This window comes from Falsihalocynthiibacter sp. SS001, assembly GCF_042445055.1.
In the GTDB taxonomy this organism is placed as follows: domain Bacteria; phylum Pseudomonadota; class Alphaproteobacteria; order Rhodobacterales; family Rhodobacteraceae; genus Falsihalocynthiibacter.
This window is the reverse complement of record NZ_CP170339.1, coordinates 23,877-46,429: the sequence shown is the minus strand read 5'-3', so window position 1 is coordinate 46,429 and position 22,553 is coordinate 23,877. Positions and strand designations below refer to the sequence as shown.

Sequence of the window (22,553 nt, the reverse complement as noted above, 5' to 3'; positions counted from 1 at the left end):
TCAAGTTGTTTCGATACTTAGAAGCCTGCCACATATTTTGCGATTGTCAAAACTTTTTACGCAACATTTGGATGAAGTTTTGTGACAATGACGCGAAATGGAACCAGAGCGATTAATGCTAAGGCAAGTTTTACACACCAATCTGCGACCGCAAGCGACACCCAAAGCGGGACCACAGGACCAAAGCCAAGGAATGGCACGCTTTCCCACGCCCAGCTTATTGCGCTGTCGGCATTGGCACCGAAAATCGTAATCGCCGAGGAGAAGGCAATGGTGAAAAAGAGCGTGGTATCCACGACCGATCCGACCAAAGTCGATGCCAAAGGCGCGCGCCACCATTTCCCATCGCGGAAACGGTTGAAGATCGAGATATCCAGAAGTTGCGCCGTAAGGAAGGCAACCGCAGAGGCAACAGCGACCCTGAGCGAAACAAGCGGACCGAATTCACCGATGATCTGGCTTCCGATCAGCGAGCAAAGGATGCCCACAACAAAGCCGACGAACACAACGCGACGTGCCGCAGCAACGCCATAAACGCGGTTCATAATATCGGTGACAAGGAATGCGAGCGGGTAGGTGAAGGCGCCCCAAGTGAGCCAGTTCCCGAACAGGTATTGAACGAGGATGTTGCTGGCAACGACAATGGCCGCCATGGCGATAACGCCAGGAAGAATACGTTTCATTTTCTGATTCCGTTTTATCAAGGTAGCGGAGACTCGGCCCCACACCCTGTGGGACGCCTGCGACCTATCGAAAAGTTGGATGAATGGCAAGTTATTCTGTTAGAGCGTATTCCACGAGTTCGCTACGTAAGAAAAACTTGAAGTTGTCATCGGAAATCATTGAAAAGCGCAATTGGTTGTGCGCGTCACGCCAAACTGACAGTCCTTCAAGGTTACCATGCTCGCCATACTCGCTCTGCCAGAGGAGTTCTTCGTGTTGGATCCCGTTGCTCGAAAGTTCAAACCTGCGAATGCGATTTTTGAAGCCCGAGATCGGGCTAAACTTGCGCTCTAGCAGGTAGAGATGTTCGTCCGGACCAAAATCGGCACCAACAGGAAGGAACCCATCCGAGCGAGGAGCAGTTGCGAAGATTCCCCATTCCCTATCGAAACGATAAATTTCGAATGGCTGTGTGGAAGTATAGCGTCCTTCGGGTATCGCGAAAATCTGGCCCTGTTTGTTGATTGCCAGCGCCTCAAGCGCGCCGTTGTTCGCCATGTTTTTGAAGTTCTCATGGCGCGGGAGGGCGCGGGCGTTCTCATTGATATTGCCGAATGACCAGACGCGCGCCGGCCCCTCGAACGAAACGAAAATCTTCCCGTCACGATCAATTGCCAAGCCTTCGGAATCATTGCGGCCCTTGCCGATTTCCTGACCTTTGCCGCCCTTAATCTGGCTGGCGTGGGTAAATGACATTCGCGATACGACGTCACCATTGCGGATTAGGGCGCCAGTAAAGAACATACCCTTGTCCGAAATCGCGGTGAAAATCGTGCCGTCGTCATTCATCGAAAGCCCAGAGAACCCGCCTTGCGCAGGGTCTGTTCGATTGATTTTGAACGATCCGACGTATCGTACCTTATCTGCGCCGCTGGTTGCGAAGCCTTGTGAGAGAAAGCCCAAAAGGGCCGCCACCGCTATCGCGATGATAATACTTGAACGCATTGAGGAGGTAGATCCGAAAGTGTGAGCTCACGCCGTGGCGCGGGTGCTGGCGCATTTGGGTCGCGCGGTTTTGGTGGCGGTGGGTTTAGAATGTTGTTTACCCATTGCACCGCTTCATTACATCCGTCGCCCTGAGGTGGCGGTGCCTGATCTACGCAACCTTTCACACCTTTGGGGCAGGAAAGGCGCACATGGAAATGATAGTGATGCCCCCACCATGGGCGCACTTTTCTAAGCCACGCACGGCTGCCCTTTTCGTCCTTACACATCTGGACCTTGGCGCCGGGGAAAACAAAAATCCGCGCTACGCGCTTATCTTTGGCCGCCGCTTTGATGATGTTGTGATGCGCACGGGTCCAGCTTGAGTTAACAAAAGCGCCTTCGTTCTTGCGCATAGAGATGGATGAGAGATTTTCGCGATCCTGCCGCGACAGGCGCAGGTTCTGTGCGGGAAGCATCCAGATATCCGCGTCCAGCCCAACTTGGTGGCTGCGGTGACCAGACGTCATCGGACCGCCACGGGGCTGTGACATATCGCCAACATAGAGCCCGTTCCAGCCTGGTTGTCGTGCCGCCTCGCGCGACAGATCCTTTACGAAATCTACGGTCTCTGGATGTGCCCAGTTGCGGTTGCGCGAAAGGCGCATGGCCTGCCATGTGGCGCCAGTCTCTGGAAGTTGCTCTGCCCCTGCGAGGCATCCTTTGGCATAGCTCCCAAGCGCCACTGCTCTATGGTTGGAGCCGACCTTCTCGCGGCCAAATAGCGCGCGTGCCTCTGGTTGGGCAGAGAGGGTCACGGTAGTGGCGAGGGTGATGCAAATCGTCAAAACTGCTCGAAAAATCATGCGGTTTGATCTCCTTCGGGTTTTACCCAGAGTAACAGGATCAGGCCAATAAAGAAGAGTGCAATAAGGGGTGTAATACCAATCCGCGCATTTCCGCTCATGTCGGATGCAAGCGCAACAAGTGCTGGCGCAAGGAATGCGGTCGCTTTGCCAGAAAGTGCATAAAGTCCAAATGCTTCGGTTGCACGCGCGGGGTTCGTGTGGCGTACCATCATGGTTCGCGAGCTTGCTTGAAGGACCCCGCCAGCCGCGCCAATGACGCCACCGCAAACGAAAAATATCATATCAGGCGCGATCGAGTTCGGTGCAAAACTGAATCCGAACAAACTCTCGCGCGTCATGGAAACAACGACAATACAGACCGCCATGAGCAATATAATTGATGCCGCGATCACCGGTTTAGGGCCGATTTTCTCGTCAACGCGCCCGCCAATATAAGAGAATATCGCCGCTGTGACCGCTCCGACAATTCCGAATATACCGATCTGGATGATGGACCAATCCAACACGCCCTTGGCATAAATCGCCCCGAAGCCATAAAGCCCATTCAGTGCGTCGCGATAGAAGAGGCTGCTGGTTAGGAACGAAAAGAGGCTGTGCCGTGATGGAAGAGATTTGAGCGTTGCGGCGAGCGTGGCCAGCGCGGGCTTAATACCGCTAGAGCTGGTCGCGCTCGGCGTATCGCGCACCCACAGGAAAAAGGGGATCATCCCCAGGGTAAACCAAATTGCGGTAAACGGACCGACAAAACGCGTGCCCTCGCGCAAAGCTGGATCAAGCCCAAAGAGCGGCGAAATCCCAAGGAGGGTAACGCCCGTCGCATTTTCGGCAAAGAACAGCAGCATAATAAAGAGCGATAGAACGCCGCCCCAGTATCCAATCGCGAACCCCGTGCCCGAAATGCGCCCGATCTGGTCTTTGGGCGCGAGGGAAGGGAGGATCGAGTTCGTGAAAATGGTGGTGAATTCCATTCCGATAAACCCGATCCCAAACAGAATAAGGATTGTTGTCGTGTCAAAATCGTTTGGATTGGCAAGCCAAAGCCCCGCCGACCCGACAACATAGAAAGCCGAGAAAATCTTTATCCATAGCATCCGATTGCCCGAGCTATCGGCAACCGCGCCCAATACCGGTGCTGCGAACGCGATCACCAAGCCAGCAACCGCAAGGCCATAGCCCCAGAGCGCCTGAGCCTCAGCTTTGGCGCGCTGTGGTTCCATGCCCTCGGCGGTCAAGTTGTTAAAAACGATTTCCGCAAAGTAGGGGCCAAAGATGAACGTCAAAAGAAGTGTTGCATAGGGCTGGCTTGCCCAATCAAACAGCATCCATCCCCATATGCGTTTCTTTGCCGAAACACCTGCCATTGCTCAAACCTCAATCCCTGCCCTATGGAAGAGTGAATAGAGGTTTACTCAAAGTTGCAAGAATTTAGCTCGCTTCTTGCATGGGTGGCCAAGGCCGATTGCCTTCTGCCGCTATCCATTCTGCAATCCAGGATGGCATCTCGGGGCGCTCGGTTTCGATCTGCATTGCTTCTTTCACGCGAGCAAGATTGACGATGCCGTTCTTATCGGTGATTGCCGCGCGGAAAAGAGCGTGGCTGGTGCACTCGCCATTTCGCCACATGGATTGCTCAAGATAAATGAATCGATCATCCCAAGTGGTCATACGGCTTCGCATTTCGACACGCTGAAAGGCACGAACGCGGCGACGATAGCGCACGCTGCTCCCCGCAATCGTCAAACCCCAATTTTCGCGTTTGAGAGTGCCGATGAGACCCATGCGCGTGGCCAACGGAATACGACCCAAATCATAAAGAGAAAGCGTGCGCCCGTTGTTCAACTCAAACCAGAAGTCCAAATCCCACGGCCAGCAAATATGGTGCGAAACGTGATCCTCGCCTACTGTGATGGTAGGTGCGTTTCGAAACTTGAAGATTTCCTTGCCGAGGCGAAAAAACGGGTACATGTCAGTCTCCTTTACCTATTCCTTGGAGGGAAAGTGACGCATCGTCAATCGCGACGTGGCGGCAAACGTACTAAACTCTTGTCAGGAAAGGGTTCGAGCATTACTTGAAGAAAACAACTTAACAAGGTGCGCTTAATGTCTTCGCTCTATCAAATTCTAAATCTGCTGCTCGATGTCGTCTGGTTCATCATGATCGCGCATATCATCATGAGTTGGTTGATTAATTTTCAAGTACTGAACACACGCCAACCTCTCGTGGCGCAAATTTGGTATGGGTTGAACAGGTTGCTAGAGCCGATCTATTCGCGCATTCGCCAGTTTCTTCCTGATATGGGAGGGCTTGATCTGGCGCCGCTTATTGCGTTCATCGCGCTGATTGCCATTCGGATCATCCTTCAGAACAACGCGGCGTTTTTCTACTAGGGACACTTGCCCTGACCGATGGCGTGTGGGACTGTAACGCAACCAAAACAAGCAGTCTCACAGGCCATGAAAACCGCGAAAACGCTCTTATCAACGGTATTCGGATTCGATGAATTCCGGCCTGGTCAGGCTGAAATCGTCGAGGCTGTGACCAATGGGAAAAACACCCTCGCCATTATGCCGACCGGCGGGGGCAAATCGCTTTGCTTTCAATTACCCGCACTTGTGCGCGATGGCGTAACGGTTGTGATTTCGCCGCTTATTGCGCTCATGCGCGATCAGGTTCGCGCCTTGAAAGAAGCGGGCGTTGAGGCAGGAGCGCTCACATCCGGAAATACCGAAGAAGAAACCGCCGAGGTCTTTGACGCGCTTGATGCGGGGAGAATGAAACTTCTTTATATGGCGCCCGAGCGGCTCGCGAATTCGGGAACCCAGAACATGCTGCGCCGTGTCGGAGTCTCGATGATTGCGGTGGACGAAGCGCATTGCGTGTCCGCGTGGGGGCATGATTTCCGTCCGGATTACCTCCGCATCGGGGATTTGCGGCGGCTCTTGGACGTGCCACTCGCGGCCTTCACTGCCACCGCCGATCAGGAAACCCGTGATGAAATCATCGAGCGGCTGTTCGACGGGGTTGCTCCAGAAACGTTTCTACACGGATTTGACCGCCCGAATATTCATCTCGCATTCGAGGCCAAAGATGGCCCGCGTCGCCAGATCCTGAATTTCGCAGCGGCCAGAAAAGGACAAGCGGGAATAGTCTATTGTGCAAGTCGATCAAAAACCGAGGCGCTCGCGAACGCGCTTCGGGATGCTGGGCATCACGCGCTTCATTATCACGGCGGAATGGAAGCCGAGGATCGCCGTATTGTCGAAAACCGCTTTCAGCGCGAAGACGGCCTAATCGTAACGGCGACTGTCGCATTCGGGATGGGTATTGATAAGCCTGATATTCGTTGGGTTGCGCATGCCGATTTGCCCAAATCAATTGAGACCTACTATCAGGAAATTGGCCGCGCGGGTCGTGACGGCGCTCCTGCGGAAACGCTCACATTGTTTGGCGCGGATGATGTTCGCTTGCGTCGCACCCAAATCGACGAAGGAATGGCCCCACCAGAGCGCCGCGCCGCCGATCACGCGCGCCTCAACGCGCTACTTGGTTTGGCCGAGGCCCTACATTGCCGTCGTCAAAAACTACTTGCCTATTTTGGCGAGGAAAGCGCGCCCTGCGGTAAATGCGACCTCTGTGATAATAGCCCAGATATTTTTGATGGAACCGTCGCGGTTCGCAAGGCGCTCTCAGCAATCCTGCGCACTGGCGAGTATTTTGGTGCTGGGCATCTTATTGATATCCTGATGGGAACACGCAACAAGAAGGTTAGCGAAAAAGGGCATGACGCGCTGCCGACGTTTGGTGTGGGCAAGGAATACAGCAAGCGCGAGTGGCAGGCTATCTTCCGACAAATGATGGGGCATGATTTGATCCGTCCAGATTCCGAACGCTACGGCGCGCTTCGAATGACCGACGATGCCCGCCCGATTTTGCGTGATGAGGCAACGATAGAGTTGCGTCGGGATTTGATAACCAAAGCCGGTACATCGAAATCGCCCGCGATCAAACGGATGGTTTCTGACGAGGATGAGCCGCTCTTAAGCGCCCTCAAGGCAAAGCGCCGCGCCCTCGCCGAGGCTGCGCGCGTGCCTGCATATGTTGTATTCACTGATAAGACGCTAATCGAAATTGCCGAGACTCGTCCGCAGACACTTGATGATATGGCGCGCATTGGCGGTATCGGTGCCAAAAAACTCGAAACCTATGGAACAACATTCCTAGAGGTCGTCTTAGGCGCGACACCGCAAGATATGCATCCGCACCGTCGCAAACTCGCGGGGCGGCAGGCCGGTGATGTATTCGATAAGCTGGCCGAAGTTCAACTTCAGTTGGCGCGCGGCGAAACAGGTGTAGATAAATATTTGAGTTGCAGCACGTCTACTCTGCGTCAAATCGCGGAACGTCGACCGGATTCTATCGAAACAATTGAAAAACTGGCAGGAATGGGCACCGCCAAGGCCGAGCGGTTCGGGCGCGCCTTCCTTGAAGTTCTGAATGAGGAGTAGCAATGCTAACCGTTATTTCACCTGCGAAGCGTCTGAATTTCGATCCGATTGATGCGCCGCACAGCCTCCCAGATTTTCAGAGCGACGCTGTCTCACTTGCGAATACTGCACGGCGGCTTTCGGTGAAGAAGTTACAAGACTTGATGTCCATCAGCGAAGATTTGGCCAAGTTGAACGCAGAACGGTTCCGCGATTTTGCGCCCGAAGCTGAAACTGAGAGTGCAAAGCAGGCCGCCTATGCGTTTTCAGGCGATACGTACCTCGGCCTTGAGGCGGGGAGTTTGGATGGCGAGGAAGTAAATTTCGCGCAGAAACACCTACGGATTCTGTCCGGTCTCTATGGAGTGTTGCGACCGCTTGATATGATACAGCCATATCGCCTCGAAATGGGGAGCAGGCTGGCGACACGCCGGGGCAAGACATTATACGCGTATTGGGGTGACCGTATTTCGAATGCACTGAACGAGGCCGCCGAGCAGAGTAACAGCGAGATTCTGGTGAACTGTGCATCACAAGAGTACTTCGGTGCTGTGAAGCGAGAGGCTTTGAACCTTCGGGTTATCACGCCGCATTTCCTAGAAGAACGTGCGAACGGGCCCAAAGTCATTAGTTTTAGCGCCAAGAAAGCACGTGGTGCGATGGCGCGATTCATTATCCAAAATCGTCTGGCATCGCCTGATGCACTGCGAGATTTTGACGGCGGTGGTTTTCTGTTTGATGAGGAGCGGTCGACCGAGCTTGAACCCGTTTTCATCAAACCGATGGAGTAAGCTAGCTGGCACAGTGCTTCTCTATTTTGTCGAAGATCACGGCTTTGCGTAGCGGCTTTGTTGAATAATCGTCCAGACCAGCGGCGAGAATTTCCGCGCGGTCATCTGGCATCGCGTGCGCGGTCAGGGCAATAATCGGAACGCGCGGTAAGTTATCTCTTTGCTCCATTTCACGGATCGTGCGGGTGGCTTCTTTGCCATCCACCTCGGGCATGGAAATGTCCATAAAGATGATATCTGGCAGAAAGCTCAGATAATGCTCAATCGCCTCGCGCCCGTTATTGGCGAAGAGGCATTCGGCATTCAGCTCCTTGATCATCTTTTTGAAAACGAGCTGATTGGTGCGGTTATCTTCGGCAGCAAGGATGCGTAGTGGCGATTTTCGCGCGCTGGGCTGGGCTAGCGCTTCAGTGGTCTGTTCAGCGTCAAATATCTCGGCAATTGCGTTCAGAATATCGTCTCTTCGCAAGGGATGCTGAAGATTAGCGTTCGTATGTCTTGTCTCCGCTACAGCAGTGTTCGCTGAGGTAACTGTTAACTTTGGAAGCTCGGCATTCGTTCGTTCGACGACCTCTGATGCAGTAAATCCTGTGTAGCCAGAACCGATTACCAGTAGGTCCGCGTCGGTGTCGTCAATGGTATCCGCAGCGCGAGCGCGAACTCCGATTCCTGCTAGTTGATTTGCAATGATTTCATAAAGGGACGGATTGTCCTCAAATATACAGGCAGAGCTGATGCTCAGTCGTTTAGGTGCATTCGGTCCATTGGACGTAGTGGGAAGAGTAAGCGTTAGTTCAAAGCAAGAGCCCTTTCCGTATTCTGACATTACGCTAATCTTACCGCCCATCATTTCCACAAGGTGTTTCGTAATCGCCAGTCCAAGTCCTGTCCCTTCGAACTTGCGATTTCGGTCGTCCTCAACTTGGTTAAACTCACCGAAAATATACTCAATCATATCTGGCTGGATGCCTATTCCCGTGTCCTCAATGCTGATTTGAAGTTGGGTGCAATTACTCGCAACAATCGCTGCGCCGCTAACATTTACAATCACGTGACCCTGCGACGTGAATTTGACCGCGTTGCCGATTAGGTTGGTCAATATTTGACGAACACGCCCCGGATCGCCCAAGAAATGCGCCGGAAGATGTGGGTCGTAGTTCGCGATTAGGTCGATTCTCTTATCCTGCGCCGAAGGCTGAAGCAGCGTCATAACCTCGTGTAAATTGTGGTCCAAATCGAAGGGTACAGGATGAAGACTGAGCTTCTCAGCTTCAATTTTCGAGTAATCCAGAATGTCATTGATGATCACCAAGAGCGCCTCGCCGGAGTGCTTGATGGTGTTGATGTAAAGCTTCTGTTCCTCTGAAAGCGGTGTGTCCGCCAATATATCCGCCATGCCGACGACGCCGTTCATCGGAGTTCGAATTTCGTGGCTCATATTCGCGAGGAACGCCGATTTTGCGCGATTTGCGGTTTCCGCTTTACGGCGCGCCTCTTTTAGCTTGGCTTCGTACTTGATTGTATCGGTGATGTTGAGCGCGAGCGAAACGGTGTCTCCGCCATCGGCGCGGCGGTCAATGAGGCGGATGAACTGGTTATTCCAGAGGCGCACGGTTAGCGGTTCAAGATCGTCCGATTGCCAGCGCTTCAACATTTCATTTTGCCAGTCACCTCGGGAAAGTTCGCCAGTATCTACAATGCCTTCTTCGCAGAGTAGTTCCAACAGTCGAGCATAGGATGCGCCTGTTTGCACTTCTTCGAGGCCGTCAAATGCAGAGAGGTACGCTTTATTGGCGGAGACCAGGCGGTTGTTTATATCAAAGACTGCGAAGCCATCCTGAATCGTTTCGATAGAATTCCAAAGGCGACGCTCGGCGATTTGGACTTTGGTTTCGGCTGTACGCAGATCAGACAGTACCTGATGTTTTTCGCTGGCGAGAGTTGCGGCCGCTTTGCGTACATCTTTGACTTCTTTTCGTTTTTCGACGATTTGGTCGGAAAGCGTTCGCGCGTGATCCCCCAAACGGGAGTTCGCACGGAAGAGTTCCGATTGCTTCTGTTCAAGCAATCGCTCCGCAGCGAGGCGCGCACGTCGCTCCTGCGCAAGTTTGTTCGCAATGTTCATTTTCAGCCAGCCTTAAGCAGCACACCTGCGCGAGTGTGCGCGATTCTCGTAAAGAGTTTCTTAAAGATAAAAATGTAAGGTGATTGGCAGCCTGAGAGAGTGGATTTAAAGAGGGGATTGTGCAAACCTTCGGAAGTTATTGATTTTTGGGGTTCGCAAATGCGCAGTATTTTTCTCGCGATCATTGTTTCATTCACTTCGTCACTGGCAATTGCGCAAGAGGGTGTGCCAGATCGGCGGTTTTCAACCACGCGAGATCTGGATTTCTACGGCTCGGATCTACAGTCCATTTTTGATACGACGTTTGAGATTTGCCAGCGCACGTGCCTTGCCGATGCTCAGTGCAAGGCGTTTACATTTAATCGAAACTCCAACGCGTGTTTTACGAAGAAAAACGTCGAAAATACCGTGGCTTATGTCGGGGCGCTGTCGGGTCGGATCTGGGAAAGTGATTCCGCCGTTGTGGCAAAGGGTAAGGCAAATATTTCGGAGTTGGACTTTATCCCTGCCGCTCTTCGCAAAGGGTCGTATGAACTTGCCGAAAACCTTGGTCGTTACCACTATGCGGGAGAGTGGACAGCGGAGAATTTGCTTGCCGTCGCGCGGGATAAGAAAAACGAAGGTGATATCATCAATTCGCTTCATTATGTTGGCGCGGCACTCACGTTAACCGACGCACCTGACCCGTGGATGGAATACGCGGACCTCGCGCGGGTCGTGAAATTCGACAACTCTTCGACTCAGCGGACCTATCGCCGCCGTGCGATTGAAGCTTCGATAAACGCGTATGTTCGTGCAGGAAATGACGCGCAAAAGTTGAGCGCGCTTTATGCGATGGCGCAGGCATTAGAAGCAAATGATCGTGGACGATTGATGATTCCGGCGCTCGTACTTTCCCAAAGTATTTCACCGCGAGATGAAGCCGCAAATTTGTTGTTAGACGCGATCGGGAAATACGGGTTTCGCATTACCAACCATGATATCGAGAGCGATCTGGCAGCACCCCGAATTTGCGCCGAATTCTCGGAGGAGTTGATTGCAGCAGGAGAAGATTACACTCCGTTCGTTAAGATGCCGCGAAGCGGGCTGGCGGTTGAGGTCGAGCAGAATCGTTTGTGTATTTCGGGGCTAACCCACGGAGAACGAGAGCGCTTTGTCTTCCGCAAAGGGCTTCCTGCTGCCAACGGCGAGAAACTCCTCAAAGACATTGAAATCACAGGATATGTGCGCGACCGAATTGCAAGCGTTCGGTTCCAAAGTCGTGCGTATGTACTTCCGAAAACCCAAGAAATTGCGCTGCCGATTGAGTCGGTGAATGTTTCGAAAGTTAATCTCACTCTGCGTCGCGTTTCAGATCGCAACTTATTACGCGCGATCCAAGAAAGCTATTTCGGCCGGCCGATGTCTACATGGTCGGAGGAGGCCTTCGCAAATGAACTTGCAGAGGATGTGTGGACGGGCATTGGCGAACTAAATCAGAATTTGAACCAAGACGTTACAACGCGCCTCCCTCTAAAGGAGGCATTGCGCGATCAGCCCGCTGGCATCTATGCGCTCAAGGCGGAGATCCCAGGCGCTGACCCATATGAAAGCACGCCGGCAACGCAGTGGTTCGTGCTGTCTGACCTCGGGATTTCCACAGCGAGCGGAGTGGACGGATTACATGTTTTTGTCCGTAGCCTCGCGAGTGCTGATGTGAAATCTGGAACCAAGGTTACGCTTCTTTCAGAGGCCAACTCGGTCCTTGGCGAAGCGACAACTGATGCGCAAGGCTATGCGCATTTTCCCTCAGGAGTAACGCTTGGGCGCGGCGGACGTGCACCCGCGTTGATCACTGTAGAGGATGGCGGCGAGGATATTGCATTTCTTTCGCTTCGTGATGCTGGATTTGATCTATCGGATCGTGGTGTAGAAGGGCGCGCGCCTGCTGGGCCGATTGATGTATTTTTGACGACCGATCGTGGCGCCTATCGCCCCGGAGAAACGGTGAACGCCACGGCGCTTCTGCGCGATCCAGATACCGTTGCGATTGAGGGATTGCCGATCACCGCGATCGTCAAACGGCCAGACGGTGTTGAATATACGCGCATGGTTTCAACGGACTCTGAGATGGGTGGGCACGTGTTTGCATTGCCGGTATCTGCCTCTGCGCCGCTAGGGAAATGGACCCTAGCGCTTTATGCTGATCCCGAAGCGGAGGCGCTGGCATCGCAGTCTTTCCTGGTTGAAGATTTCTTGCCCGAACGTATCGACTACACTTGGAACTTTGGCGACAAGCCGCTGCGCCCAGGCAAGCAGGCAAAGATAGATTTCTCGGTCAACTATCTATTTGGCTCCCCTGCGGAAGGTCTGAAAGTTGCAGGTTCTGTCGCCCTAAAAGCTGCGGATGGATTGGCCAACTTCCCGAACTACAAATTTGGTCGCTACGATGAACCGTTCGAAGTAATCCGCAGCTATTTTGATGCAGATTTGACGAACTCAGAGGGCGAAACCCGCGCGGAATTTGCGCTTCCGGTGACTGGGCACGTTAACCGCCCCGTCGAAGCGGATTTCGTTTTTACCGCTACGGAGGGATCAGGGCGCCCAGTCGAGCGGCGCGAAACGCGCCAACTTGATCTGGCGGGTCCATTGATTGGCATCAAGCCGCTCTTTGACGGTGTCGCCGCCGAAGGAGCAGACGCACAATTTGAGATTATTGCTCTGAATCGAAATCAGAAGCCGCGCTCGATGGAGGTGGTTTATGCTATAAACAGGGTTACAACGACCTATCAATGGTACGAGCAATACGGCAACTGGAATTACGAGCCAATTACGCGCCGAACACGTGTGGATTCTGGGGAGCTTAAGCTATCGGATGGCCCTGCACAGATCAGCACTCCTGTTGAATGGGGGCATTATGAGTTGATTGTCGAACGGGCGAATGGCGAGCCCCTTGCGACCTCTGTGGATTTCTATTCTGGTTGGTATGTACCAGCCGATGTCACCGCCACTCCCGATGTACTGGACGTGTCATTGGACAAGCCGGCCTATCGCCCAGGAGATACCGCGACGCTGCGGGTCGTGCCTCGATATGCGGGTAAAGCACTCGTTTCTGTGATGTCCAATCGGTTGATCGACATGAAAACAATTGATGTTGTGGAGGGCGAGAATCTCGTTGAACTTCCAGTGACGGAGGAGTGGGGCGGAGGAGCATATGTGACGGCGAGTGTCATTCGCCCGATGGACGCGGCCGCAATGCATAATCCAGCCCGCGCTCTGGGCCTGTCCTATGCGCCGGTCGACCCAGAAGATCGCGTCTTGAAGGCCGCGTTCACTACGCCAGTCGAAGTCGCCCCGCGCGGCCCATTGGATGTTTCGCTTAAGGTGGACGGGGCAGACGACGAGACATATGTGACAATCGCCGCGATTGACGTTGGCATCCTTAACCTCACGGGTTTCGAAGCTCCGAGCGCCTCGGGCTATTATTTTGGTCAGCGGCGGCTCGGGATGGGGCTTCGGGATGTATATGGACGGCTGATCGACGGAATGATCGGCGCGATGGGCGCCGTGCGCTCGGGCGGAGATAGTGCGCAAAATACAACGTTGAACGCGCCGCCGCCGACTGAGGAGTTGGTCGCGTATTTCGCTGGCCCATTCAAAGTTGGCACGGACGGAACCGCTCAGACGACATTTGATCTACCCTCCTTTAATGGCACTGTACGATTGATGGCGGTCGCATGGAATAAGACCTCCGTGGGCGAAGCGTCGGCGGACATAAACGTCAGCGATCCAGTGGTGCTAACGGCGACGGTGCCTCGCTTCATGACTCCCGGCGATATATCCCAGATGCAACTGGAAATAGTGCATGCGAAAGGGCCAGTAGGAAATGTCGGGATAAAGGTGGCCTCCGACGGCATTAGTATCGATGCGACAAGTTTGCCAAACGAATTAGAGTTGGTGGAGGGCGGAACCTTGCGTCAGGTCTTGCCTATAAGGGCCAAGGGAACTGGTGTTCAAGAGGTTAACATTGTCCTAACCACGCCCGACGGCTCCGAGCTCACCAAGTCGCTGAAGATTCCGGTTTCCATTAATGACCCCGAAGTGATGCGCACCAGTCGGTTTGAGCTAGAAGATGGCAAGTCTTTTCTTCTGAATGCCGATGCCTTTACTGGCCTGCGCGCGGGGACCGGACACGCGACACTTTCGGCGGGGCCGTTGGGGCGCTTGGATGCGCCGGGCTTGCTGATGGCTTTGGATCGTTACCCCTATGGATGTACAGAGCAAGTAACCTCTCGCGCGCTGCCGCTACTATACCTGAGCAGCGTTGCTGATGCGATGGATCTCGACACTGCGGCGGGGCTTGAAAAACGCATAGATCAAGCAATCACGTTGGTTCTGTCCAATCAAACTCCAGAGGGATCATTTGGCCTTTGGCGTCCAGAAAACGGTTACCTGTGGCTCGATGCATACGTGACCGATTTCCTATCGCGTGCCCGAGCATCAGGGCGAGTCGTACCCGATATCGCGTTTCGCTCCGCGCTCGACAATCTTCGCAATCAGGTGAATTACACCTCGGACTTTGATCGTGGAGGAGAGGACTTGGCCTATGCGCTCTTGGTTCTTGCACGAGAAGGCGCGGCGGCGATGGGGGACCTTCGTTATTATGCGGACGTGAAAGGAGATGCCTTCGCAACTCCTTTGGCCCAAGCGCAAATTGGCGCGGCCCTCGCGAGCTATGGTGATCAAACCCGCGCGGATCGTATGTTCAAGAAGGCAGCGCAAGCTTTGAATGGTTTGCAATCTGATGCGGACGAACGGATTTGGCGTTCGGATTACGGCACTAACCTGCGAGACGCCGCGGCGATCCTAACCCTCGCGGTTGAGGCAGGGACATCCGTGATCGGTCGTGAAGCGCTTGCCGATCAAATAGCGCCGCAAGGTCAGAGTTATCGGTCAACACAGGAAAACGCTTGGACACTTATGGCCGCAAATGCGCTGTTGGATGACACGTCTCTATCTGGGTTCACAGTGGATGGCGCGAAGCTAATGGGGCCACTCGTGCAGCTATTCGATGCACAGACCGAAGGGAAAACAGTCGACATTCGCAACGACACAGGCAGGTCGCAGACAGTGACGCTTACGACGTTCGGTGTTCCCGATACGCCGCAAGCTGCGAGCGGAAACGGTTATTCGATTGAGCGGAGCTATTTCACCACCGATGGCGAACAAGTCGATTTGTCAGAAGTGGCGGCGGGCACACGCCTCGTGACAGTCTTGCGCGTAGAGCCATTTGGGAATTCAGAGGCACGACTGATGGTTGCTGATCCACTTCCCGCAGGGTTTGAGATCGAGAATCCATCGCTTCTGCAGAACGGAGATGTCAAAACTCTCGATTGGCTCGATCTGGATGTTGAGGTGCGCAACGCGGAGTATCGGCATGATCGCTTCCTTGCGGCTGTTGACTGGCGCTCGGACGAGGCCTTTACGCTGGCTTATCTGGTTCGTGCCATTTCGCCAGGCGACTATCACCATCCCGCGGCGAGCGTCGAAGATATGTATCGTCCACAGTTCCGCGCCCTCACCGATGCAGGGCGTGTACAGATCGTGAAATGATGTCGCGCTGGATAACTTGGCGCGCTCTGGTTTTTGTTGCCGTGTTCCTATTGTTCGCCGCGACATTGCGAGATCGCTTTGATCAATGGATAGCGGAAACGGACTTGCCGCCGCTCATTCAGGAAACATCGGTTGAAGTGCTGGGCCGCAACGGTGCGCTGCTTCGGGCCTACACGGTCGCCGATGGTCGATGGCGGCTGAAGGCGACGCTGGATCATGTTGATCCTCGTTATCTTGAGATGTTGATCGCCTTTGAGGATAAACGGTTCTATGGCCACAATGGTGTCGATCCCCTTGCGATGCTGCGCGCGGCGGCACAGGCCGTCTGGAACGGCCGGATTGTCTCTGGTGCATCGACCCTAACCATGCAGGTTGCGCGGCTTTTGGAAGATGGCAGTACAGGCCGCTGGGAGGGCAAGTTTCGCCAGATTAGGGTCGCATTGGCACTCGAGCGCCAGTTGAGCAAAGAGGAAATCCTGACACTATATGTTAATCGCGCTCCCTTTGGTGGCAACCTAGAGGGCGTGCGCGCCGCGAGCCGTGCCTATTTTGACAAGCCAGCAACTCGGTTGACCACTGCCCAAGCGGCGCTGCTTGTGGCTATCCCCCAATCGCCAGAGCGGCGGCGCCCTGACCTTCATAGCGGTGAGGTACAGGCGGCACGTGAACGTGTTCTTGACCGGTTGGTTGACGGCAAACTCCTTACAACAGAGGAGGCTGAAGTCGCTAAATTAGGCTCTATTCCACATCAAAGGTACGGTTTCCCAAAATTGGCTCCGCACCTTTCTGATCGTGCAGTTGCGACGATCCCACTCTTGGAAGCCCACTCATTAACAATTGATTCACGCTTGCAACAACAGCTTGAAGCGCTCGCCCAATCTGCGCTGCGTGGTCAAAATTTGTCGATGCAGGTGGCAATCCTGCTCGCGGACCACAGAACAGGCGAAATCCTCGCATGGGTTGGCTCTGAAGCGTATGAAAACTCAAACAGGCGCGGATTTGTCGACATGACGCAAGCGCTTCGTTCTCCGGGGTCGACGCTCAAGCCATTGGTCTATGGTTTAGCTTTTGATCAGGGCCTCGCTCACCCCGAGACATTGATTGACGATCGGCCAACGGCGTTTGGTGCGTATTTCCCGCAGAATTTCGATGGCGTATTCCGTGGAACACTGCCGATACGCAAAGCGCTTCAATTGTCTCTAAATATCCCTGTTGTTTCAGTTACCGAGGCGCTCGGTCCTGCGCAGCTAGTTGCGGGCTTGAAACGGGCGGGAATAGAGCCTGTTATTCCAGGCGGACAACCTGGGTTGGCGGTGGCATTAGGCGGCGTTGGGGTCACATTGATGGATTTGGTTACTCTATATGCCGGCCTTGCCGAAAGTGGGCAAACCCGCGAGTTGTACTGGCGGCAAGGCGAGGCTCCAGAGCGTAACGGGCACCGATTTTTGTCTGAAAAGTCGGCATGGTATGTTGGCGATATCTTGTCTGATGTGCCGCCACCGTTGAACGCACCTGCGGGTCGATTGGCTTACAAAACGGGCACAAGTTATGGTCACCGCGATGCTTGGGCGATTGGATATGACGGGCGATATGTTGCGGGAGTTTGGATGGGGCGGGCGGACGGAACGTCGGTGCCCGGAGCATTTGGCGGGGAGTTGGCCGCGCCGATTTTGTTTGAAGCTTTCGCCCGATTGAACAAGCCACCAGTGCCGCTCTCGCCGCCGCCAGCGGCTGCGTTAACGGTTGCGCATTCGGAACTTCCGACGCCATTGAAATACTTCAAAGCCCGCGATGCAGCGTTTGAGGAGCCCGCAGGAGGCCCAGAGCTGGCATTTCCGCCAGATGGCGCCGCGTTGCAGGGAATGGATATATTCGTGGCCAAAGTGCGCGACGGAGAAGCGCCGTTCACTTGGCTCTTAAATGGTGCCCCCGTCCGCATTCAGGAGCGGGCGAGGGAAGTGGAACTTCCGAATCCGAGTAAGGGATTTGTAACCCTTTCGGTGATTGATGCGCAGGGGCGCTCGGCGCGCTCCGAGGTGTTTGTGCAGTAATTAGAGACGTTCAATCGCCAATGCGATGCCCTGACCGCCGCCGATGCACATCGTGATCAAGCCCAATTTCCCACCCGTCCGCTCAAGCTCATAGAGCGTTTTCACAGTGAGGATCGCGCCTGTCGCGCCAACGGGATGGCCAAGAGCAATCGCCCCGCCATTCGGGTTGATAATCGACGGATCCATGCCCAACTCCTTGGCCACGGCAAGCGCCTGCGAGGCGAAGGCCTCGTTGCTCTCGATAACATCAAAATCCGAAATCGACAGACCCGTTTTCGCGAGAAGGTTTCTCACCGCTGGAATAGGGCCGATACCCATCACCTCTGGTCGAACCCCCGCAAGCCCATAGCCCAAGACACGCGCACGTGCCGTTGCGCCAGCCGCTTTGGCAGCAGAAGCCCGCGCAAAAACGAGCGCAGCCGCGCCGTCGTTGATACCGGAGGCGTTTCCAGCCGTAACAGAGCCTTGTTTTTCAAAAGCGGGCCGAAGTTCGGCGAGCGCTTCTGCTGTCGTGGCGCGCGGGTGCTCGTCGGTTGCGAACTGTACGGTATCGCGGCGCTGCTTGATTTCGACTGGAACGATTTGATCCTTGAAGTAGCCTTTCTCGATTGCGTGCGCGGCTTTCTGTTGGCTTTCGAGCGCGAAAGCATCTTGTTCTTCCCGCGTGATATTATGCTCACGCGACACGTTTTCGGCGGTAACACCCATGTGCCCCGTGCCAAATGGGCAGTTAAGCGTGCCGAGCATCATGTCTTGCACGTTCGCATCTCCCATCTTAACGCCCCATCGTGCGCTTGGCATGATGTAGGGAGCGCGGCTCATGCTTTCGGCGCCTCCTGCGAGGGCAAAGTCGCAATCGCCCAGCATTAGAGACTGAATTGCGGAAACTTGCGCCTGCGCGCCAGACCCGCAGAGACGGTTTACATTCATCGCGGGCGTTTCATCGGGGATGCCTGCTTGCCGCGCAGCAACGCGCGAAAGGTACATGTCTTTTGGCTCGGTGTTGATCACGTTTCCAAAGACAACGTTCCCGATTTTCTCAGGAGTGATGCCCGCGCGCGTGATGGCTTCTTTTGCGACGATGGTCGCGAGTTCGGTCGGTGGTACGCTCGCAAGGCTCTTGCCAAAACTGCCGATTGCGGTGCGTGCGCCGCTTAGAATTACGATGTCTTCCATGGCTCTCTCCTATTGTTCGGAGAGAGTTTAGCAGGCTGATTTGACGGACATAGTATTACGTCACGTTCTGCACAACTTAGGGGCTAGCGCTTGAATGCATGCTTTTCGGGGAGTGTCGCGGGGACGGCGCTCACGGGGATTTCGGTGCGCCCAGTGTCGGTCAGCTTCATGGCCGTGCGCCCTTCAAAGACGGCCGCGGTGAGCGATTTACCGTAGGCCGCCGAACTATCGAGGTTCACGCGATTAGGATAGCGCGTGGCATAGTTGAGCGCAGTATGCCCGTGCACAACCAAAGGGCCATGATCAACGTTACTGTCCAGAAACCCCTCGCGTATCCAAACGAGATCATCCTCGTGCTGGTCTGTGATGGACACGTTCGGACGGATGCCTGCATGCACAAACAGCAGTTCGCCGCGCGAAAATGAAGTGGGCCGTTCGCCTATGAAATCGAGATGCTCTTGCGGCACTTTGGTCCGTGCTTCGGCGTGGACTTCGCCATAGCGCCGCTTGTCATTTACGTTAACGCCATAGGAGCCGAGCGTTTCGGAACCCCCAAGACGATAGTGAAGCCAGTCGAGTCCGATAAACAAATGCGGGTCTGCGCGCGACGCCTCCTCGAGAAACCAGAGGAACATACGGTCGTGATTGCCCTTAAGGACGACCCAGTTCTCCCCAGCGGATATGCCATCCATCAGGTATTGAACGACGCCTTTACTGTCGGGACCACGATCGACCAGATCGCCGAGGTGAACAATCGGCGCGTCAGAGTCATCTACGCGTTTACGATCCGCGTCGATTTGCGCGTGAGCGCGGCGGAGCATGTCGATTTGGCCGTGAATATCGCCGATAGCATAGGTACGCATAGTGTTCCTTTGGTTCGCCGGTCCAAGACCAGATTTAAAAACGACAAAAGATCCGCCAGATAAACCGGCGGACCTCCTGTGGAATTCTAGGTGCCCGTGGGCCTAGGCGACATCAAATTCCAATGGCTTCACCGACTGGAACAAGCCCGTCTCGGTGAGTTTAGCAAGCGTGGAGTCGGCAACTTTGCCATCCACATAAAGAAGCGCAATCGCGTCGCCACCCTGATCCGCGCGGCCCAAGGTAAAGTTCGCGATGTTGACGCCGTTCGTGCCCAAAACACCACCCAGCGTACCGATAATGCCCGGAACGTCTTTGTTGGTTGTATAGAGCATGTGCTTGCCGATTTCGGCGTCGATGTTGATGCCTTTGATCTGGATAAAGCGTGGCTTGCCATCGCTAAAGACCGTACCGGCAATGGAGCGGGTGCGCTCTGGTGTCACGATTGTTAGCTTGATGTAGGCATCGAACGCACCGGACTTTTCCTGCGTTGTTTTGCTGATCTTGATCCCGCGATCTTTGGCGATCACAGGGGCCGAGACCATGTTCACATCAGGGTTAGTCGATTGCATGATGCCCGCAACCGCCGCACACTCAAGCGCTGCAAGGTTCATTTTTGAAACCGCGCCATCATATGTGATGTTGATTGCGGTGATCGGCTCGTCTGTGAGTTGGCCGATGAAGGCACCGAGATGCTCGGCCAGTTTGACCCATGGGCCCATAACTTTGGCTTCTTCGGCTGTTACCGACGGCATGTTCAACGCATTGGTGACTGCACCTGTCAAAAGGTAGTCCGACATTTGCTCTGCCACTTGAACGGCAACGTTTTCCTGTGCCTCGGTGGTCGATGCGCCGAGGTGCGGAGTGCAAACCACGTTGGGAAGGTTGAAAAGCGGGCTGTCCTGAGCGGGCTCTACTTCGAATACGTCGAATGCGGCGCCTGCGACATAACCGGATTTCAGGGCTTCGGCAAGGTCAGCTTCGATAACGAGGCCGCCGCGCGCACAGTTGATGATCCGAACGCCTTTTTTCATCTTTGCAATCGTTTCGGCATTGATCATACCGCGTGTCGCATCTGTTGCGGGAACGTGAAGCGTGATGAAATCGGCACGGGCGAGCAGCTCGTCAAGCTCGACCTTGGTTACGCCAAGTTTCGCAGCGCGTTCCTCGGAGAGATAGGGGTCATACGCGATGACCTTCATCTTGAGGCCAACAGCGCGTTCACAAACGATGCCGCCGATGTTGCCTGCGCCGATAACACCAAGGGTTTTGTTCGTGAGTTCAACACCCATGAACTTGGATTTTTCCCACTTGCCAGCGTGCGTACTCGCGGAGGCTTCTGGGATTTGGCGAGCGACGGCGAACATCATTGCGATGGCGTGCTCGGCAGTTGTGATCATGTTGCCGAACGGCGTGTTCATGACGATCACACCCTTTTTCGAAGCGGCGGGGATGTCCACGTTGTCCACACCGATACCTGCGCGCGCGACGACCTTGAGGTTGTCAGCGTTGCCAAGGATTTTTTCGGTTACCTTCGTTGCGGAACGAATGGCGAGGCCGTCGTAATCTTTGATCTTTTCAAAGAGCGCGTCTTTGTCTTTGCCAAGGTTAGGCTCGAAATCTACTTCGATGCCACGGTCGCGGAAAATTTGTACAGCGCTTTCGCTGAGTTTGTCGGATACGAGAACTCTAGGTGCCATGGTGGCCTCCTCAAAAAGTTTGAATGGGGGAGTGAAGGGCGGCATTGCGCCCTCCGGAATTTATTGTGCTTCGATCTCGGCGTTAAACGCCCAATCAAGCCAAGGCATAAGCGCCGCCACATCGGATGATTCAATCGTACCACCGCACCAGATCCGAAGGCCCGCAGGCGCATCGCGATAAGCCCCAATATCCAGCGCAACGCCTTCGTTCTCGAGGCGCTTGGCCACCGCTTTGGCAAAAGCCGCGCCGTCTTGGATGCGGTCATCGGTGAATTTTACGCAAACCGAAGTGGTCGAGCGAATAGCAGGGTCGGCAGCGAGGAACTCGATCCAGTCGTGCGCTTCCACAAACTTTGTGACTTCTGCGGTATTGGCGTCGGCGCGGGCGATCAAACCTTTGAGACCGCCTTGTTCCTTTGCCCAATTCAGCGCAACAAGATAATCCTCAACGCAGAGCATCGAAGGCGTGTTGATCGTCGCACCAGAGAAAATACCGTCGATCAGTTTGCCACCTTTGGTGAGGCGGAAAATCTTGGGAAGCGGCCAAGCTGGCGTATAGCTCTCAAGGCGCTCAACGGCGCGCGGGCTAAGGATGAGCATCCCGTGCGCTGCTTCGCCGCCAAGAACTTTTTGCCAGCTAAACGTTGTGACATCGAGCTTGTCCCACGGCAAATCCATCGCGAATGCGGCCGAAGTCGCGTCGCAGATTGTTAGGCCCTTGCGGTCCGCAGGGATCGCATCGCCGTTCGGCATCCGAACGCCCGAAGTGGTGCCGTTCCATGTGAAGACAACATCTTTGTTGTAATCCACAGCTGTCATATCAACGATTTCGCCATAGTCGGCGGTGCGCACGTTGGCTTCGATCTTGAGTTGTTTAACAACATCGGTGACCCAGCCAGCACCAAAGGATTCCCACGCAATCATTTCCGCAGGACGTTCGCCGAGAAGGGACCACATCGCCATCTCCATCGCGCCAGTATCAGAGGCGGGGACGATGCCGATTTTGTAATCTGAAGGGATGCCAAGGACTTCGCGAGTAGTTTCGATCGCATCCTTGAGTTTCGCTTTCCCGACTGCGGCACGGTGCGAGCGGCCCAAAGGCGCGTCAGCAAGTGCATCTAATGTCCAGGAAGCAGGTTTGGCGCATGGGCCAGAAGAAAAACGCGGATTGGCCGGACGCGTGGCCGGGGTATTAGTAACCATTGATGGTATCCTCACAGATATATGCCCTTCGTTGGGGAAGGGTGTCCCACCTG

At 54.6% G+C, this 22,553-nt stretch carries 15 protein-coding genes; 5 read left to right on the top strand and 10 right to left on the bottom strand.

Features of this window, described 5'->3' with window-relative positions; genetic code table 11:
* Positions 1 to 56: 56 nt before the first annotated feature.
* The 5 genes from ACFE33_RS00185 to ACFE33_RS00165 all read right to left on the bottom strand — a co-directional run bounded on the left by ACFE33_RS00185 (position 57) and on the right by ACFE33_RS00165 (position 4,481).
* Positions 57 to 683 carry a queuosine precursor transporter gene (locus tag ACFE33_RS00185; RefSeq protein WP_380055316.1) on the bottom strand — a complete coding sequence of 209 codons (627 nt, stop codon included), beginning with the start codon at positions 681 to 683 and terminating at the stop codon, positions 57 to 59.
* A 91-nt stretch (positions 684 to 774) separates the two neighbouring features.
* Positions 775 to 1,668 (bottom strand): esterase-like activity of phytase family protein, encoded by an 894-nt coding sequence (locus ACFE33_RS00180; RefSeq protein WP_380055313.1) that lies wholly within the window; start codon positions 1,666 to 1,668, stop codon positions 775 to 777.
* On the bottom strand, positions 1,641 to 2,513 hold the full coding sequence (gene mepA / locus ACFE33_RS00175; protein WP_380055310.1) for a penicillin-insensitive murein endopeptidase: 873 nt from the start codon (positions 2,511 to 2,513) through the stop codon (positions 1,641 to 1,643). Before mepA ends, ACFE33_RS00180 begins: the two co-directional genes overlap by 28 nt.
* Positions 2,510 to 3,877 (bottom strand): MFS transporter, encoded by a 1,368-nt coding sequence (locus ACFE33_RS00170; RefSeq protein ID WP_380055307.1) that lies wholly within the window; start codon positions 3,875 to 3,877, stop codon positions 2,510 to 2,512. Before ACFE33_RS00170 ends, mepA begins: the two co-directional genes overlap by 4 nt.
* Before the next feature lie 64 nt (positions 3,878 to 3,941).
* The gene (locus ACFE33_RS00165; protein WP_380055305.1) at positions 3,942 to 4,481 is read right to left on the bottom strand and encodes an acyl-CoA thioesterase; all 540 of its coding nucleotides are present in this window, start codon (positions 4,479 to 4,481) and stop codon (positions 3,942 to 3,944) included.
* Between the two features lie 135 nt (positions 4,482 to 4,616).
* Here ACFE33_RS00165 and ACFE33_RS00160 point away from each other — a divergent pair, with 135 nt between their 5' ends.
* The 3 genes from ACFE33_RS00160 (at position 4,617) to yaaA (ending at position 7,792) form a co-directional block, all read left to right on the top strand.
* Positions 4,617 to 4,904: a YggT family protein gene (locus ACFE33_RS00160; protein ID WP_380055302.1), complete on the top strand. Its 288-nt coding sequence runs from the start codon at positions 4,617 to 4,619 to the stop codon at positions 4,902 to 4,904.
* Positions 4,905 to 4,970: 66 nt separating this feature from the next.
* Positions 4,971 to 7,022: a DNA helicase RecQ gene (gene recQ, locus ACFE33_RS00155; RefSeq protein ID WP_380055300.1), complete on the top strand. Its 2,052-nt coding sequence runs from the start codon at positions 4,971 to 4,973 to the stop codon at positions 7,020 to 7,022.
* 2 nt (positions 7,023 to 7,024) lie between these two features.
* The gene (gene yaaA, locus ACFE33_RS00150; protein ID WP_380055298.1) at positions 7,025 to 7,792 is read left to right on the top strand and encodes a peroxide stress protein YaaA; all 768 of its coding nucleotides are present in this window, start codon (positions 7,025 to 7,027) and stop codon (positions 7,790 to 7,792) included.
* 1 nt (position 7,793) lies between these two features.
* Here yaaA and ACFE33_RS00145 read toward each other — a convergent pair whose 3' ends face one another.
* Positions 7,794 to 9,917, bottom strand: a complete 2,124-nt coding sequence (locus tag ACFE33_RS00145) for an ATP-binding protein (protein ID WP_380055295.1) — start codon at positions 9,915 to 9,917, stop codon at positions 7,794 to 7,796.
* 159 nt (positions 9,918 to 10,076) lie between these two features.
* Here ACFE33_RS00145 and ACFE33_RS00140 point away from each other — a divergent pair, with 159 nt between their 5' ends.
* Both ACFE33_RS00140 and pbpC read left to right on the top strand, forming a co-directional pair.
* Entirely contained in the window at positions 10,077 to 15,509 is a 5,433-nt protein-coding gene (locus tag ACFE33_RS00140; RefSeq protein ID WP_380055292.1) for an alpha-2-macroglobulin family protein, read from the top strand.
* A complete protein-coding gene (gene pbpC, locus ACFE33_RS00135; RefSeq protein WP_380055289.1) occupies positions 15,506 to 17,560 on the top strand; it encodes a penicillin-binding protein 1C in 2,055 nt (684 codons plus the stop codon). The genes ACFE33_RS00140 and pbpC overlap by 4 nt, the downstream gene beginning before the upstream one ends.
* Here the strand turns inward: pbpC and ACFE33_RS00130 are convergent, their stop codons facing one another.
* The 4 genes from ACFE33_RS00130 to ACFE33_RS00115 all read right to left on the bottom strand — a co-directional run bounded on the left by ACFE33_RS00130 (position 17,561) and on the right by ACFE33_RS00115 (position 22,500).
* On the bottom strand, positions 17,561 to 18,736 hold the full coding sequence (locus ACFE33_RS00130) for an acetyl-CoA C-acyltransferase family protein (protein ID WP_380055287.1): 1,176 nt from the start codon (positions 18,734 to 18,736) through the stop codon (positions 17,561 to 17,563).
* 83 nt (positions 18,737 to 18,819) lie between these two features.
* Positions 18,820 to 19,599: a metallophosphoesterase gene (locus ACFE33_RS00125; protein ID WP_380055284.1), complete on the bottom strand. Its 780-nt coding sequence runs from the start codon at positions 19,597 to 19,599 to the stop codon at positions 18,820 to 18,822.
* A gap of 102 nt (positions 19,600 to 19,701) precedes the next feature.
* On the bottom strand, positions 19,702 to 21,297 hold the full coding sequence (serA, locus tag ACFE33_RS00120) for a phosphoglycerate dehydrogenase (RefSeq protein ID WP_380055281.1): 1,596 nt from the start codon (positions 21,295 to 21,297) through the stop codon (positions 19,702 to 19,704).
* A gap of 60 nt (positions 21,298 to 21,357) precedes the next feature.
* Positions 21,358 to 22,500, bottom strand: a complete 1,143-nt coding sequence (locus tag ACFE33_RS00115; RefSeq protein WP_380055278.1) for a phosphoserine transaminase — start codon at positions 22,498 to 22,500, stop codon at positions 21,358 to 21,360.
* Positions 22,501 to 22,553 lie beyond the last annotated feature (53 nt).

Bases quoted from the DNA above. Each gene is read 5' to 3' on its own strand.
- ACFE33_RS00185 (WP_380055316.1), bottom strand. From the start codon at position 683: ATGAAACGTATTCTTCCTGGCGTTATCGCCATGGCGGCCATTGTCGTT.
- ACFE33_RS00180 (WP_380055313.1), bottom strand. From the start codon at position 1,668: ATGCGTTCAAGTATTATCATCGCGATAGCGGTGGCGGCCCTTTTGGGC.
- mepA (WP_380055310.1), bottom strand. From the start codon at position 2,513: ATGATTTTTCGAGCAGTTTTGACGATTTGCATCACCCTCGCCACTACC.
- ACFE33_RS00170 (WP_380055307.1), bottom strand. From the start codon at position 3,877: ATGGCAGGTGTTTCGGCAAAGAAACGCATATGGGGATGGATGCTGTTT.
- ACFE33_RS00165 (WP_380055305.1), bottom strand. From the start codon at position 4,481: ATGTACCCGTTTTTTCGCCTCGGCAAGGAAATCTTCAAGTTTCGAAAC.
- ACFE33_RS00160 (WP_380055302.1), top strand. From the start codon at position 4,617: ATGTCTTCGCTCTATCAAATTCTAAATCTGCTGCTCGATGTCGTCTGG.
- recQ (WP_380055300.1), top strand. From the start codon at position 4,971: ATGAAAACCGCGAAAACGCTCTTATCAACGGTATTCGGATTCGATGAA.
- yaaA (WP_380055298.1), top strand. From the start codon at position 7,025: ATGCTAACCGTTATTTCACCTGCGAAGCGTCTGAATTTCGATCCGATT.
- ACFE33_RS00145 (WP_380055295.1), bottom strand. From the start codon at position 9,917: ATGAACATTGCGAACAAACTTGCGCAGGAGCGACGTGCGCGCCTCGCT.
- ACFE33_RS00140 (WP_380055292.1), top strand. From the start codon at position 10,077: ATGCGCAGTATTTTTCTCGCGATCATTGTTTCATTCACTTCGTCACTG.
- pbpC (WP_380055289.1), top strand. From the start codon at position 15,506: ATGATGTCGCGCTGGATAACTTGGCGCGCTCTGGTTTTTGTTGCCGTG.
- ACFE33_RS00130 (WP_380055287.1), bottom strand. From the start codon at position 18,736: ATGGAAGACATCGTAATTCTAAGCGGCGCACGCACCGCAATCGGCAGT.
- ACFE33_RS00125 (WP_380055284.1), bottom strand. From the start codon at position 19,599: ATGCGTACCTATGCTATCGGCGATATTCACGGCCAAATCGACATGCTC.
- serA (WP_380055281.1), bottom strand. From the start codon at position 21,297: ATGGCACCTAGAGTTCTCGTATCCGACAAACTCAGCGAAAGCGCTGTA.
- ACFE33_RS00115 (WP_380055278.1), bottom strand. From the start codon at position 22,500: ATGGTTACTAATACCCCGGCCACGCGTCCGGCCAATCCGCGTTTTTCT.